The sequence below is a fragment of the Bacillus sp. P4_E1 genome, assembly GCF_056401715.1.
In genome coordinates, this window is the sequence record NZ_JBFUIV010000004.1 from 222,377 (window position 1) to 237,716 (window position 15,340).

Consider the following 15,340-nt stretch of genomic DNA (forward strand, 5'->3'; position numbering starts at 1 on the left):
AATACATTCACTTACTTTAGTCAAGTAACTTCTTAAAAAGAAAAATATCTCGGATTAAAAAGAATAAAGAAATATATTTCCTCATTCAAAATGATTAATTCAAAAACACATAAGTGAAATCCCTTGTATAATACAACTAGAGAGAGAAATTCATCTATAGAGAGGATTTATTAATGAGTACTTTAGAAAAGATTCAAACCTTTATCATTCTTGCAGCTGTTATATTCGGGGTTATATTAGGACAATTTAATATGATACATATGTATTCGGAAAAATTTATTGTTCCCTTCTTATTTTTCATGCTTTATGGATTATTCCTCAGCATCCCATTGAAAGAAATAAAAAATGGATTCCGTAATTTAAAATTCGCTGGAACGAGCCTCACCATTAATTTTTTATGGACACCTTTACTCGCTTGGGGGTTAGGAGCACTATTTCTTTCAGATCACCCGGCACTTTGGGTTGGATTTATTATGTTAATGGTTACTCCATGTACAGATTGGTACTTAATCTTTACTGAAATAGCAAAAGGAAATGTAGCACTTTCTACTGCAATTTTACCTGTAAATTTAATATTGCAAGTACTACTCCTTCCCATTTATTTATTTTTATTTGCTGGTGTCATGAAGACTGTAGCGTTTTCTGTTTTAGTGGAAAGCATTGTTATCGTAATCGTCTTACCATTTGTACTTGCACACGCTACAAAATTCATTATGAATAAAATGAAAAAAGCTGAAACACTCGAGAATAAACTCATTCCGTTTTTCAGCTCTGCGCAAATTGTATTTTTAAGTTTAGCAATAGTAGCGATGTTTGCCTCACAAGGTAAGTACTTATTACAAAATATGAATGTTGTTTTATTGTTACTTATACCAGTATTACTGTTCTTCATAATTAACTTTATACTAGGACAGTTTGTAGGACGTATGATGCATTTATCCTATGAAGACACTGTAAGCCTAAGCTTAACAACATTAGCGAGAAACTCGCCTGTTGCACTCGCTATTGCTGTAACAGCTTTTCCAGACGAACCTCTTATCGCGCTTGCATTAGTGATTGGACCGTTAATAGAACTACCAGTACTAGCGTGTGTGTCACAAGTGTTATTACTTATTAAGAAAAAACAGCAATACACATAAAAAAACGTCCTACTTTGGGACGTTTTTTTTATTGTCGAGAAAGTATAGAAGTAACGATACTTATCAGCTCTAAGGATTTTATACGTTATAGAAAATTAGCTTGTCGTTACGTTAACAAAGTCTTTCTAATTAAAAATTATAGGAAAAGTAAATATAACGAAAGCTGCCCAAAGTCCGTAGATTGGCAAATACTTCGTAACGGCGTCTTGGATAGCTGTCGGTCCTGATTTGTTTTGTAGAAAACGCATATAGGATAACATAATCCAAATGAGATTTGCCCAAATCAGTATGTTTACTCCTAAAACAGCAAGTCTATTAGGTGTAATCCCATAAGAAGAAAGTCTGAATACGATGGCTGACAAAGCTACAGTGTCAATAATAAGCGCAAGAACAATTAAGGCAAAATTGATATAATCTGAAATGTTCTTTTTCTCGTCTGATTCACTCTCAACAATGGAAAATATGGTAACAGCCAATACACCAAGGAGTATTCCGTTGAAGGCCATTAGGAAATTGCGGTCCAAGAACGGATTTTTCCCGACCCATATAACCGTTATAAGATAAATCAACAATGTGATCAGGACGAGAGGACTAAAAATTTTAGATATGTATGGTGTAATATTCTTAGCAAGTTTAAGATTCATTGATGCCAAGTATGCAGCCACAATAGCGAGAGCGGCAGCACCAAATAAAATAACATTACTAAAATAGAAGTCTTCTATATTCAAGTCAACAAACCTAAATAACTGCATGGTTAATGCTGCTAGTACCATTCCGCTCACTGCCATGCTGGCGTAGAGAATACCATATTCCAAATTAAATTTAATATAAGCTAATCTCGTACTTCCTTTTGAATATTCATTTCCTGTAAACGCAAACCCTACTAAGACCCATAACAATATAGGAAGATGTAAATAAGCAAGGATAATGCTGTCTTTATAAGTTAATGGCAACATATTAAGATACAACCCGGAAATTAGGAACAACGCCGCAAGGAAATAAATAATACTTTTTTTCGGAGTATTATTGTAAATAAAATAAGCAACAATAAAAGGAATTACACCAAAAGCTAGGTTAATTGGAGCAATTGCTTCCTGCTCGACAAAGTGAAAAATGATTCTGGTGCTTAGCCCAGCTAGAATAGCTAACATGCCCATGAATAAGAAACCTTTTTGAAACAGCGATATTTTTTCTGCATTTTCCGTTTCCTTGAAATGCATCCTTTCATACCAAGCAGCTAGAAGCTGAGAATCAGGGTTTTCATCCCATGCTTGTGAGAATGACTTTTTAAAAGCTTTCGGGTCTTTTCTATACAGTCTCTCCAACTCATGAGGGTTATCCATATTTTCAATTATTAAATTGTTAACCTCCATATTTATACCTCCTCTATTTTAAAAAATAAAGTTGTTACCTTTTCCATAAAAAGCACCACACTTATTTATTATGTTTTTGATTTTAATATAGAATTTATCGTTTTGCAATAAAATTTTATTATTTTAGATAGTATTTTTGTTGTATATTTTTATTCCAAGCAAAAACAAAAAGCATTCCTCATTCAAAGAAATGATCAAAATGATATAAACGTCCAATTTAATAACACCTTTTCAAACAATTATTTCAAATAAATTTTAGTGCTAGTATACAAAACTCTGTAATTATAAAATAAAAAAGCATGACATAAAATTGTCATGCTTTTTCTTTTCTATCTATATTTTCAAACCTAATACAGCACATTTTACTCAGGAAAGAGCTTTTTCATTTGTTGAAACCACTTATGTCCTTGTATAAAAAGTTCTTTACTAATAAGTAATGTAATTACTGCGTTTTTCAAATTAGTAAAGAACTTTTTACCTTTTATTTATATAGCTACAGTCAGTTTTGAAACTTCCTCAAGTAAAGAACTTTTTATCCCGGCTCAATTTTTCGTAAGATGTCTTTATTACTTGATTGAAGGCTATTTTTGCTTTGTTCATATCTCCTAATCAACCATTTCCCAAAATTGAGATGCTACTTTGGAAATTCTTTGGTCTTTTAATTTTACTATTACAGGCTCTAACTGAAAATCAAATTGTTTCAATTCAAAAAGCGTTGTATGTTCTAAAAATGATGATGTGTAATCCATTCTTGGAATAACGGATAATCCTAGTCCTCTACTAACAAGTGCTACAACCATCCTTATATCTTTACACTCGATAATGATATTTGGCTTGACTTGATGTTCATCAAATACTTTGAAAAGGTCTTCATTGAAGGAGAGTCCTTCCATTGCTCCTAGCATAATGAATGGAAACTGGGCAATCTGTTCAATCGTCACATGCTGTGATGAAAACGATGTTGCCCAACTTGATGGAATAATCACAGCGGTTGGTTGTTTTTTTAATATTTTCATCTCATATTGTTCACTATTGCCCAATCTTAAAAGTAAGGCAACATCAATTTCTCTTTGTTCTAGTCTTTTTAATAATTCTTCTGAATTTCCAGTTACTATTTTTATTTTGACATTAGGGTATTGTGTTCTAAACGTACTAACATAGTCAATGAGCATATTCGAACATGTAGACGATACACCGATACTTACTGTTCCGCCTATACCTTGTTCAATTTCTTGAATTTGCTGCTTTACATCTTGAATTTGCATTAACATTTGATTGGCATATTGGTATAGTATTTCACCTGTTGCTGTAAGCTCCCATTTTTGACGATATCGATGAATTAAAGTTGTGCCAAGATCAGTTTCAAGCTTTTTTAATAATTGGCTAAGTGGGGGCTGCGCGATATGGAGCACTTCTGCTGCCTTAGAAATGCTTCCTTGTTTCACAATTTCTTTAAAGTAATATAATTGCCTGAAATCCATTGTATCTCTCCGTCATATGTTTTTTGATATAATTAGTTTATCATATATATATTTTTCATATGTCGAATTTAGCGTTATATTTAATTCTATAGCTATAGTCTTTATATTGATAATATTAACTAGAAAGTGAGAGATACTATGAATCATTGGAGTAGAACCTTGAAGCGCATCATCTTATACGTGCTCGGGTTATTTTTTATGTCGATTGGCATTAGCATGTCGATTCAAGCAGGATTTGGTGTATCGCCTGTGTCATCATTAGCATATGCAAGTACGCTAACGATTGGTTTATCGGTTGGTGTGACAATGGCGCTTGCAAATGTTTTATACATTATTATTCAAGTGATATTAAGTAAACGAATGGAGTTAAATGAATTTGTGAGTCAATTCATTATTTCGTTTTTATTTGGTTTTTTCATGGATGCAACGCTCTTCCTTGTACAACTTTTCCCTGCACCTGAAACTCTCCTTGCTCGAAGTGTATATTTGATTGTTAGTTTATTTGTTATAGCGGTCGGTTTAATGGGCTATACAACAGCGAAACTGCCATTAATGCCGTATGATGCGTTAACTTATGCAATTAGTGAAAAATTTAATTTAAAATTCGGTAAAGCAAAAATTTTGAGCGATTTAATAAACATTTGTGTGGCTGGTGCAATCTGTATAGTTTTCATTCAATCATTAGGCTCAATCGGAATCGGCACACTAATTGCCGCCTATTTTATCGGCAAAATTTTAGGGTGGATGATACCGTATTATCAACCACCTCTCCAACAATGGGTATTTAAAACAGAAAAGGCTGTCTAAGGAATCATAATAAAGTACAGGAAAAATAGATGAATCAAATTCCTCAGCCGAAATCAAATAATGAATTTTACACCTTACCAAGTGCCAGTCCACATTAGGAATGGCACTTCTTTATTACTGCCTTTTCTTTGACCTTCTATCACTTTGGTTAAATGATAAAACAAATATTGTATTAAAACTAACCTGCCGTTTAGTTAAAGAAGGATCTTTAAACAACTTTTTTATATTTTAAAAGACTTTATTGCTACTTAACACTATTTCATACCATCTTTTCAAACAATTATTTCAAATAAATTTTAGTGCTAGTATACAAAACTCTGTAATTATAAAATAAAAAAGCATGACATAAAATTGTCATGCTTTTTCTTTTCTATCTATATTTTCAAACCTAATACAGCACATCTTACTCGGGAAAGAGCTTTTTCATTTGTTAAAACCACTTAATTCTCAAACACAAAATTAATCTTATTATCTTTCCACTCTAACTTCGCATCAAACGTTTTCTCGCCTTTTTTAAAGCCTTTAATTAAATCGGTCTTCTCACCTTTTAATAGTTTCGTCATGTTTTTTTGCGAAATAGCTTTGCTTAAAATCTTCTTCGAGATGGTAAAATCACATTGTGTTGTATTGTAGTTAGAACAACCGTAAAACGTCGACTTATCAATAACATCGCCATCGCATTTTTTACAGTTCCCGACCTTTTTACCTGTTGTAAATTTCGATCCTTTTCGCTCAATCGATTCAACATGTAATCCGGTGAAATCCCATTTCTCCGACATTTCTACCGCATCTTCAATAATTTTAGCTGATAGCTTTTTCGTTTGCTCCATAAATGTCGCTGGTGAAGCTGTACCTTCTCCAATTTCCGCAAGGCGTTGCTCCCATTTTGCTGTCATTTCTGGTGAAGCCAGTATTTTATCACCGATTGCTGTAATTAATACTTTCCCTTTATCGGTTGCGTACACTTGGTTTTTCTGTACATCTATATATTTACGGTCTTTCAGCATCGTAATAATACCAGCACGAGTGGCCTCAGTACCTAAACCTTCTGTTTTCTTCAATACTTTCTCAAGCTCTTCATTTTCTAAATACTTACCGGCCGTTTTCATTAACGTAATGAGTTGTCCTTCTGTATAACGTTTCGGTGGCTGTGTTTTTCCTTCTTTCACTTTCACCTTTACAACTTTTCCTTGTTCACCTTCAGCTACAATTGGAAGAATCGTTTCGTCATCTTTATCGTCTTGGAAAATAACTTTACGCCAACCTTCTTGAATTTGCTGTTTTCCTTTCGAAATGAACGCAGCACGTTCGTCTACAAGAGTTGTAATCGTTGTGTAATCAAAGATTGCTACTTCATAATGCGCCGCAATCAGCCTTCTTACAATCATATCGTAAATTTTCTTTTCATCACCTGATAGTTTGCTTGGATTTGTAACTTGCTCTGTCGGTATAATTGCGTAGTGATCTGTAACTTTCTTTTCATTCACATAACGCTTATTATTCATAATCGATTCAATTGGTGCTGGCAATAAACCTTTATATTCATCAAACTGACTTAACTTCTGTAAAATATCAGGGAACGTCGCTGCCTCTCCTTGTGTTACATAGTTAGAATCCGAACGAGGGTAAGAGACAATCCCTTTTTGATATAGTGCTTGCGTTATATCAAGTGTCTTTTTTGGTGAAAATTTAAAGGCTTTATTCGCTGTCGCTTGCAGTGCTGATAAATTAAATAAAAACGGCGGCTGAAACTCTTTACGCTCCGTTTTCATTTCTTTTACTACAGCCGGTTTGTTTTGACAAAACGCTGCAATTTTATTTGCCAAATCAGGGTCATTTAAGCGGGACTCATTATCTTTCTCCCATTTCCCCTCATATTTCTTTCCTTCTATATTAAAGGTTGCGAACACTTCCCAAAACGGCTCTGACTTAAAGTTCTCTATTTCTTTTTCACGCTTTACAATGAGTGCTAATGTTGGTGTTTGTACACGACCAGCGGAAAACACATCATTCATTCCTTTTTTCTTTAGCAAAATACTAAAGACACGCGATGCATTCATACCAACGACCCAGTCAGCGCAAGATCTTGTATATGCTTCGTAATACGTATTAATCGTATCTGCTTCATCTAGTAAGTTTTTAAATCCTTGATAAATAGCTTGCTTCGTTAAAGATGAAATCCAAAGACGCTTCATTGGCTTTTGCACGTTGCAAAGATTAATAATATTTCTTACAATCAGTTCCCCTTCACGCCCAGCATCACCCGCGTGAATAATTTCTGTTACCTGTGGATTATGTAACAGCTGTTTCACAACGTTAAATTGCTTATACTTTGACTTTGTTACCTCAAATTGAAAACGCTCTGGAATCATCGGCAATGTATTAAGTGACCATTTCTTCCACTCAGCGTGATAATGCTCTGGATTACATAACTGCGTCAAATGACCAATTGCCCATGTACAGTACGCTCCATTTGGAAATAACTCATTTGCTTCTACTTCTAAATACCCATCTTTCCGGCGATATTTAAACTGTGAAACAAGAGCCAAACCTTGATCTGGTTTCTCGGCAATAATTAATTTCATCTTCTAACTCCCTATCTGTATTCCAGTGTTACTTTCATTGTCTATCTGTTTAGAAGCGATGATAAAACAACCATCTTATTTATCATTCGCGGTTTGCCTCACAAATGGGAGACCTATAATATTATACGCTTATTCTTTATAGCTTCACAATAGAAACTCATTATATAACACTTTCTTTCTCATGCTTATAGACAAAAAAGATGCTCAAAAATCGAACATCTTTTCCATTCACTACTACTTGCTTACATATATTCTTTCAAAATAAAAATACAACAATTCTTTATGAAGCATCGTCCACTAAGAGAACCATCATTATTTGAAAATTATATTGAACTTACCTTTTTTAAATTGTGCAGATAATTTGCAGATATATATTAGCATAAGTACTCTCCATTTGAACATATGATGAAGTGAATGATAGGACAGGGAGGTATCATGATGTTCGCTTATACGTTAACTGCCTTAACACTTTGTTGTATCTCGATTATTATTACATCATATATTTCTAAACGTAAGGGTACCCTAATGGAGTATATGGTATTTATTATGTCTTTTAGTATGTGTATCGGTTTAAGTATAGGTTTTTATTTAGGGATTCTCTTCAAAGGAGAATTACTATATTCTACTTTACTTGCTATTTTGATTAGTGGGTTTATCGGTTTTTTAGTCGGTCTACGTTTTCACCTATATACTGCTTTAGAAGGACTGTTCTCTGGATTAATGGCAAGTATGATGGGAGCTATGATTACAGAAATGTTAAACGCTCAACAAGCCCACAGTATACTGTTCATTAGTCTTTTACTTACTATAACAATAACTATGTCATGTATAATTCAACTTTTATCAGAAACCTTTTCTACTTTTATCCAACGGCGTTTTTTATTATTACTTTCAATTAGTGTGGTAATTATCGTTGCCGTGTTCGTGACATTCCCCGACCATACTCCCCCATCTTCATCCGGGCACGATCAACATATGCATTAACACTTGCAACGAAAATAAATAAGCAGCTATCCATAGGATAACTGCTTCATATTATTCTGGCTTATTAGGAATGTTAGGGTTTGGAACATAATCAGATTTATAATCTGTATATTTCACTTCTGTTACCATCCCCGCTGAAGCATGGTGTAAATCATGACAGTGGAACATCCATTCACCCGGATTGTCTGCTACAAAGGCTACTTCATATTCTTCTCCTGGTTTTAAGTTCAAAGTGTCTTTAACAATTGGAGAACCTTCTACCGGTTTTCCATCTTTACTTAACACCTGGAAGAAATGACCGTGTAAATGCATCGGATGATCGTCCGCTTTAGAGCGATTTACTAATTTTACTTTTACTAAGTCACCCTTTTTCACTGAAATTGGGTCAATATCTGGGAATACCTTTCCGTTAATTGTATATACCATTTCATTTCCATTCATTTGTGTATTCAAGTCCATATTATATGTGGCAATATACTGTTGATTTAACGTGAAACTACCTAATTTTTTAGCACCATATTTCGTCATATCTAATTTCGGTAATTTTTCTTTTTCATCTGCTTTGTCTTTCATCTCTTTGCTGCCATCATATTCAATAATAGCTTTCATTCCTTTTGCACCTTTACTTTCTGAATGGTCTTCAACGTACCATTTCCCAGGATTGTTAGCTGTAAATTCAATATCATAACGTTCACCCGGTGCAATTGAAATTACTTTGTCTTTTATAACTTTTGGATCGTTAATTGGTTGACCATCTGTCGCAATTACTTTTATATCATGACCGTGAACATGTATATCATGTGATAGATAACCAGCATTAACGAGTCGAAGACGAACTTTATCCCCTTCATTCACTTTTAACAGCTCTACTAAATCTCCGCTTTGACCATTGATTGTGAATAAGTCATACATACTCATATCATGACCTGCCATATTACTAGAGTCTTTTTTATCACTGTCCATACCGGAATGATCCATGCCTTTCATATCATCATTCTTTTTCGTATTTTCATTACCCTTAGATTTATTACCTGTTGGCCCTTTTGTCATTTCTTTTAACTGCTTATTAATTTCTTCTTTATCTGTAACCCATTCATCCAACATTAATGTGTAATCTTTATCATATTTTTCATTAGTATCTTCTACAATGAGAGCACCATATAAACCTCTATCTAGTTGATTCACAGAATCTTGATGCGAATGATACCAATATGTTCCTGGTACGTTCGCTTCAAATTCATAGGTAAAACTCTTTCCAGGTTCAACCGCATCTTGCGTCACACCTGGAATTCCATCCATGTTATTTGGGACAGGATACCCATGCCAATGAATAGATACTGGTGCATATAATTCATTTTTTAATGTCACTTTAACCTTTTCACCTTTTTCCACTCTGATTTCTGGACCTGGGGATGAGCCATTAAATGTCCAGACTGGAACAATAACACCGTTACTTAGCTTTTGCTTTTCTTCTTTCGCTACTAAAGTAACTTCTGGCCCTTTTACAACTTTCAATGGTTTTGTAGCCGTTTCAGTCTGTGTTGTTTTTTTATCGTCCATATTTTTATGATCATTTGTTGTATTTGTGGTCGCAGAACATGCAGCAATTAAAGATATTACGGAGACTGTAACTGCTGTTAATATAAATCTCTTCATTGAAAATCCCTCCTTTTTCTTTTTCAAGATTATTATAGAAGACAATTTTCAAGAAAATATGGAGGTTTAAAACGGCCCAAATAAAAAGACGCCCAAAATTGAGCGCCTCTTCTAATAATTATTTCGTAACAACTTCATCTTCTTTTACATTCACATTATTTTCACTCATAAACTCTTCAATCTCTTCAACTTCTCTAATGATATCTTTTGACAAGTTTTCATACCCATCTTTTGTTACAAGGATATCATCCTCAATACGAATTCCAATTGATTCTTCTTCAATATAAAGACCAGGTTCGATTGTTATAACCATACCTTCTTCTAACACTCTATCTTTGTATGTTCCTACATCGTGAGTATCTAAACCAAGGAAATGGCTGACGCCATGATAATAGTATTTTGATAACTCTTCATCTTCTTGAATTAAACCAATTGCTTTACACTCTTCTGCCAGTACCTTTTTTGTATGCTCATTTAATGCCGTAAACTTTAATCCTGGCTTAATAAGCTCAGTTGTTTCTTTCAATGCTTTTAACACTATATTATATATTTGTTTTTGGCGACTAGAAAATGTTCCACTAGCTGGGAATGTGTAACTAATATCAGCGTTGTAGTAATCTTTTTGAGCACCTAAATCGAGCAGCACTAAATCACCATTTTGAATTTGTGCATCATTATCTTCATAATGAAGGACTGTAGCATTTTTACCACTCGCCAAAATTGTATTGAATGCATGATGTTTAATTCCAGATGATTTAAGCGTAAAATCAAAATGAGCTTCTAATTCATATTCCATCACATCTGCTTTTGCATGCTTCAGCACGTTATAAATACCCTCTTTAGTTACAACAATCGCTTCTTTAATGATTTCAATTTCTTCTTCCGTTTTAAACACTCGTAATTCACAAATATACGGATATACATTACCAATTAAAACGTGTGGATACTGTTCTCTTACATATTTAGCAAACGCTAACGTTTTCGTCTCAGTACCCTTCCACTCACGACGCTCTAAATCTAAATACAGATGCTTCACATTTTCTGTGAAAAGTGTATTTGCCATTGTCTTCTCAAAGCTTTCTATATATACAACTTTTTTTATGCCTGAAATTTGTTCTGCATCTTCTTTAGAAACTGTTTTACCGTCCCATTTTTCCATTACTGGATCTGATTTTTCAATGAAAAGAGTTTCTTCCACACTATTTCCAAACTTTTTCAACATGAAAATAACATTTGGCTCATCGATTCCCGTTAAATAGTAAAAATTTCGATTCGGCACAAATTTATAATGTGCATCGGCTGACATATGAGGTGCTTGCCCAGCAAATAAAATAGTAATAGATTCATCCGGTAATGTGTTTACTAATCGTTCTCTATTTTGAGCAAAAAATGTTGATTTCATAATAATCCCCCTAGCATTCTATGTATAATTTTGAAACTGATTATCCAATATAATTCATTCTATTATTGTTATAATTTTTCGTCAATTAATAGTGCTCATAGAGAAAAGAAAATCTTCATTACTAGGGCCCCTTCCACTCTAAATTATGCATACCACTCCACAATTTCTTGACATTTATTCCATATACTTAAAATCTCATATATATGGAAAGGAGTCTACAAAAGTGAAACATTATGTAGCAACAGGGTTAGCAATTACTTCTTTATTAATAATTACAGGATGTTCTAGCAATGCTGAAACAGCACCAGCTAAAAAAGAAACGGTGCAATCTCAGCCAAAAAATAAAGAAACAGCAAATACGATTCCACAAAACTTCTATAAAGAAATTACCTCTGGAAAAATCGAGCACATTCATGGAATTGGCTACGCGGGAAATATGCCTGGGGTTTCTATCGCAACTCACAGTGGTATAAAAGTTTATCAAGATGGTAAATGGTTTGAAACTACGACTGAGCTACATGATTACATGGGATTTCAGGCAACAAAGAATGGATTCGTTGCCAGCGGTCATCCTGAACCAGGTGCAAATTTAAAAAATCCTTTAGGGCTAATGAAAAGTTCTGATGGCGGTAATACCCTCGAAAAGCTAGCGTTTTATGGAGAATCTGATTTTCATAACCTTGCTGTCGGATATAATACGGAAGCAATTTATTTATACAATGAGCGTCCAAATTCTAAATTACAACAAGGTTTTTATTTCAGTACGAACAACGGACAAGATTGGAAAAATAGTAAATTAAACGGTCTTTCAAGTACAATCCATTCCTTTTCAGCACATCCAGATCAATCTAGTGTAGTCGCGGTAAGTGCTAAAGACGGTGTATATTTGTCTACAGATTATGGAAATACATTTGAACTATTTTCTAAACCAGTTGAATCGACCGCAGTTACATTAAGTAATGAAGACATTATCTATGCCTCTATTAATAAGCAAACTGAGCAACTGATTACGAAGAAATCAAGTGCTACAAATGAAGAAACAAACTTACAGATTCCATCTTTAGATTCTAAAGATACAATTATGTACATATCACAAAATCCTCAAAATTCAGCTGAAATAGTTTTTGCTACAATGAAAGCAAATGTCTTTCTTTCTATGGATGACGGTAAAACGTGGAAGCAGATTACTAAAAATGGAACATTACAATATAACTAGTTAGAAAGGTGAATATAACGTGTTTTCAACAGTTAGCGAGTGGAGTTATCAACTCATGTCTCCTTTAATGGATATCGCGAATGCTACGAAATCAATTCCTCTTTTATTTGCGTTTTTATTAGGCATTGTAGGTACCCTTGCTCCTTGCCAATTAACAGGAAACATTAGCGCTATTACACTTTATCCCGCATTAACGGGCAGTAAAACTCCCACCTCAAAATTCGGATAGTACAAAGAAGTTAGGTGGGATATCAACTGCCCGTAAATGCCCGATTGGTTCAACTAATAATCAGTGGGGGATGAACAAAACCCCCACTGATCAAAGTTTCACTTTATGGCAATCAATCTTTACAAAAGGGACATGCATGGAAACATATATTGTTATTCATTTTAGGAAAAATAATAGCTTTTACGACACTTGGACTATTAGTATGGTTCTTAGGAAAAGAGATTCAGCAAATATTAACTTTGTATTTCCCATGGTTACGAAAAATAATTGGACCTTTATTAATTTTAATGGGGCTAATGTTGGCAGGTATTATAAAAGGAAGAAGTTTCTTCTCAATCAAATTTATACGAAAACAAAATGAGGTTGGCTCATTTTTACTTGGATTCTTTTTTTCCTTAGCCTTCTGTCCGACTATGTTCGTTCTATTTTTCGGAACGTTAATCCCTTTATCTTTCTCATCTAATTATGGATACTTGTTTCCGACATTCTTTTCGATAGGAACTGCTCTACCTATCGTTGTACTTATGTTCATCATCTCCTACCTTGGATTAAATGGAGCACTACTTAAAAAGAGCCGAAAAACAGGAAAAAACATTCAGCGTATAGCAGGGGTACTACTCATTTTAATCGGACTTTATGATATATCCTTATATTGGGTATAAATAAAAAAGGCAAGTTCAAGTGAGTCGAACTTACCTTTTTTACAAACATGTTATTATTTTTTCTTTTTTTGTAACTGCGCTAATAAATTCATAGCAAACGTCAGAAACAATGGGTCATTTTCTTTTTTAGGTGACCATTGCATTATTAGTTGCCGTGGAATTTTAATTTCAATCGGTTGCACGGTGAAGTCATGAATAATTTGTTTATGAAGTCCTGATAACGGAACGATTGTTATACCGTTAACTTGTAAAGCCAGTGCTAATGCTGAACTAATGGTCTCTGATTCCATCACTTTATTAACTACTATTTCATTTTTCGTCAAATATGGTTCAAGTACTTCTTTACAACCAGAGAGCGGCATTATAAAAGGATAATTTTTCAACTCTTTCATTGTAAGACCAGATGGAACTGACTTAGAAGAAACCATAACATACGGATCTTCACCAATTACATCATAATGAAATCCTGGTATTAAATTTTCTTTTATAGAAATAGAAAAATCTGCACTTCCAGAAGACAGCCAATCTAACACTTCTTGATAGCTTCCTTCTCGAACTGCAAGCACATACTGACTTTGATCAAAATTACCTAGTTCGATACACTCCGCCAAACAATATACAGTAACTGAAGGATATGTAGCTAATACAATCTTATACAAGTTATTATTTTTTAATTGTAAAGCTGTTTCTTCAAGGTTTTCATACTCCATTAGAAGTCGATCTACACAAACTAAAAATTCTTTTCCATTTTCAGTTAAAACAGTTCCTTGTCTAGAGCGATCAAATAATGTTATAGCATATCGTTTCTCTAATTTGTTTACGATATGAGTTATGGCCGGCTGTGTCATATGTAACTCCTTAGCTGCTAAACTAATGCTGTTCAAACGAGCCACGTATTTAAAAACTTTAAAATCAAAAACGTTCATTCTGTTCTCCTTATATAAAAGTTATTTATATCATCTATAAATAAGCTTCATTATATTTATTAACCCACTTCATATACACTAATTATACATCATCAATATTACGAAAAAATAAACATATAAACATTAGAGGAGTGTTGATTAAATGAGTACTTACGTTTTAGTACATGGAGCATGGCAAGGTGAATGGGCATGGGATTTAGTAAAACCTCAACTAGAGGCTTTCGGACATACAGTTATTACACTAGACTTACCTGGAAGTGGGAAAGATACAACTCCATCACAAAATATAACATTAGATTCCTATGTTAATGCAGTAACAACTATTATAAATCAACAAAATGAAAAAGTTATTCTTGTTGGACATAGTATGGGTGGAATTGTGATCACTCAAACCGCTGAGCTTATACCAAATAAAATCGATAAATTAGTATATCTTTGTGCATTCTTGCCACAAAATGGAGAAAGTCTTGGTAGTAAGTTAGACGGAGAAGCTGGCCCACAATTCTCTATAAATGAGAATGACATGACCGCAGAACTTATACCAGAGTTGATTGAACAAACATTTTTAAATGCTACAGAAGACGGTTCTATTAAAGGAGCATCTTTTAATCAAATGCGTCCTCAACCACTAGGACCGTTCCAAAAAGAGCTGAAAATATCAGAAGAGAACTTTGGAACTGTAAATCGTATTTATATCGAAACAACTCTAGATAGAGCGATTCCGATTGATTTTCAGCGCCGAATGCATACAGAAACTACTTGCACAAAAATAATTACTTTGGAAGCTGATCATTCACCATTCTTTTCTAAAACAACAGAACTTGTGAATTGCTTAAATGAGTTAAGCTAAATTTCATTTAATGAAAATAGACACCCGCGG

General features: G+C 33.8%; 12 protein-coding genes and 1 pseudogene. 7 read left to right on the plus strand and 6 right to left on the minus strand.

Annotated elements, in window-relative coordinates; translation table 11 throughout:
* Positions 1 to 173: 173 nt before the first annotated feature.
* The gene (locus AC1DS7_RS07485; protein ID WP_002031262.1) at positions 174 to 1,139 is read left to right on the plus strand and encodes an arsenic resistance protein; all 966 of its coding nucleotides are present in this window, start codon (positions 174 to 176) and stop codon (positions 1,137 to 1,139) included.
* A gap of 125 nt (positions 1,140 to 1,264) precedes the next feature.
* Here the strand turns inward: AC1DS7_RS07485 and AC1DS7_RS07490 are convergent, their stop codons facing one another.
* Both AC1DS7_RS07490 and AC1DS7_RS07495 read right to left on the minus strand, forming a co-directional pair.
* On the minus strand, positions 1,265 to 2,512 hold the full coding sequence (locus tag AC1DS7_RS07490; RefSeq protein WP_002031260.1) for a DUF4153 domain-containing protein: 1,248 nt from the start codon (positions 2,510 to 2,512) through the stop codon (positions 1,265 to 1,267).
* A gap of 605 nt (positions 2,513 to 3,117) precedes the next feature.
* Positions 3,118 to 3,993 (minus strand): LysR family transcriptional regulator, encoded by an 876-nt coding sequence (locus AC1DS7_RS07495; RefSeq protein ID WP_000347551.1) that lies wholly within the window; start codon positions 3,991 to 3,993, stop codon positions 3,118 to 3,120.
* 138 nt (positions 3,994 to 4,131) lie between these two features.
* Between AC1DS7_RS07495 and AC1DS7_RS07500 the strand changes: the two genes are divergently transcribed.
* Positions 4,132 to 4,800, plus strand: a complete 669-nt coding sequence (locus AC1DS7_RS07500; RefSeq protein ID WP_033708127.1) for a YczE/YyaS/YitT family protein — start codon at positions 4,132 to 4,134, stop codon at positions 4,798 to 4,800.
* Positions 4,801 to 5,240: 440 nt separating this feature from the next.
* Here the strand turns inward: AC1DS7_RS07500 and topB are convergent, their stop codons facing one another.
* Entirely contained in the window at positions 5,241 to 7,385 is a 2,145-nt protein-coding gene (gene topB, locus AC1DS7_RS07505; RefSeq protein WP_002012275.1) for a DNA topoisomerase III, read from the minus strand.
* Between the two features lie 438 nt (positions 7,386 to 7,823).
* On the opposite strand from topB, the gene AC1DS7_RS07510 reads away from it, so the two are divergent.
* Positions 7,824 to 8,369 (plus strand): hypothetical protein, encoded by a 546-nt coding sequence (locus tag AC1DS7_RS07510; protein ID WP_002141309.1) that lies wholly within the window; start codon positions 7,824 to 7,826, stop codon positions 8,367 to 8,369.
* Between the two features lie 51 nt (positions 8,370 to 8,420).
* Here the strand turns inward: AC1DS7_RS07510 and AC1DS7_RS07515 are convergent, their stop codons facing one another.
* Both AC1DS7_RS07515 and AC1DS7_RS07520 read right to left on the minus strand, forming a co-directional pair.
* A complete protein-coding gene (locus AC1DS7_RS07515) occupies positions 8,421 to 10,025 on the minus strand; it encodes a multicopper oxidase family protein (protein WP_016103159.1) in 1,605 nt (534 codons plus the stop codon).
* Between the two features lie 118 nt (positions 10,026 to 10,143).
* Complete coding sequence (locus tag AC1DS7_RS07520) at positions 10,144 to 11,427, minus strand: aminopeptidase P family protein (RefSeq protein WP_016103158.1); 1,284 nt, start codon at positions 11,425 to 11,427, stop codon at positions 10,144 to 10,146.
* A 223-nt stretch (positions 11,428 to 11,650) separates the two neighbouring features.
* Between AC1DS7_RS07520 and AC1DS7_RS07525 the strand changes: the two genes are divergently transcribed.
* The 3 genes and pseudogenes from AC1DS7_RS07525 (at position 11,651) to AC1DS7_RS07535 (ending at position 13,534) form a co-directional block, all read left to right on the plus strand.
* Entirely contained in the window at positions 11,651 to 12,643 is a 993-nt protein-coding gene (locus tag AC1DS7_RS07525) for a F510_1955 family glycosylhydrolase (protein ID WP_016103157.1), read from the plus strand.
* Positions 12,644 to 12,662: 19 nt separating this feature from the next.
* Positions 12,663 to 12,873: pseudogene (locus AC1DS7_RS07530) on the plus strand (hypothetical protein); the annotation flags it as partial.
* A gap of 88 nt (positions 12,874 to 12,961) precedes the next feature.
* Positions 12,962 to 13,534 (plus strand): urease accessory protein UreH domain-containing protein, encoded by a 573-nt coding sequence (locus AC1DS7_RS07535; protein WP_080118357.1) that lies wholly within the window; start codon positions 12,962 to 12,964, stop codon positions 13,532 to 13,534.
* 53 nt (positions 13,535 to 13,587) lie between these two features.
* On the opposite strand, the gene AC1DS7_RS07540 is transcribed toward AC1DS7_RS07535, so the two are convergent.
* Complete coding sequence (locus tag AC1DS7_RS07540; RefSeq protein WP_476998887.1) at positions 13,588 to 14,460, minus strand: LysR family transcriptional regulator; 873 nt, start codon at positions 14,458 to 14,460, stop codon at positions 13,588 to 13,590.
* Between the two features lie 142 nt (positions 14,461 to 14,602).
* On the opposite strand from AC1DS7_RS07540, the gene AC1DS7_RS07545 reads away from it, so the two are divergent.
* Positions 14,603 to 15,310, plus strand: a complete 708-nt coding sequence (locus AC1DS7_RS07545) for an alpha/beta fold hydrolase (protein ID WP_002189214.1) — start codon at positions 14,603 to 14,605, stop codon at positions 15,308 to 15,310.
* Positions 15,311 to 15,340 lie beyond the last annotated feature (30 nt).

What these genes read in the sequence shown, in the direction of transcription:
- AC1DS7_RS07495 (WP_000347551.1), bottom strand. Translation starts at nt 3,993, where the DNA reads ATGGATTTCAGGCAATTATATTACTTTAAAGAAATTGTGAAACAAGGA.
- AC1DS7_RS07500 (WP_033708127.1), top strand. Translation starts at nt 4,132, where the DNA reads ATGAATCATTGGAGTAGAACCTTGAAGCGCATCATCTTATACGTGCTC.
- AC1DS7_RS07485 (WP_002031262.1), top strand. Translation starts at nt 174, where the DNA reads ATGAGTACTTTAGAAAAGATTCAAACCTTTATCATTCTTGCAGCTGTT.
- AC1DS7_RS07515 (WP_016103159.1), bottom strand. Translation starts at nt 10,025, where the DNA reads ATGAAGAGATTTATATTAACAGCAGTTACAGTCTCCGTAATATCTTTA.
- AC1DS7_RS07490 (WP_002031260.1), bottom strand. Translation starts at nt 2,512, where the DNA reads ATGGAGGTTAACAATTTAATAATTGAAAATATGGATAACCCTCATGAG.
- AC1DS7_RS07545 (WP_002189214.1), top strand. Translation starts at nt 14,603, where the DNA reads ATGAGTACTTACGTTTTAGTACATGGAGCATGGCAAGGTGAATGGGCA.
- AC1DS7_RS07510 (WP_002141309.1), top strand. Translation starts at nt 7,824, where the DNA reads ATGTTCGCTTATACGTTAACTGCCTTAACACTTTGTTGTATCTCGATT.
- AC1DS7_RS07540 (WP_476998887.1), bottom strand. Translation starts at nt 14,460, where the DNA reads ATGAACGTTTTTGATTTTAAAGTTTTTAAATACGTGGCTCGTTTGAAC.
- AC1DS7_RS07520 (WP_016103158.1), bottom strand. Translation starts at nt 11,427, where the DNA reads ATGAAATCAACATTTTTTGCTCAAAATAGAGAACGATTAGTAAACACA.
- topB (WP_002012275.1), bottom strand. Translation starts at nt 7,385, where the DNA reads ATGAAATTAATTATTGCCGAGAAACCAGATCAAGGTTTGGCTCTTGTT.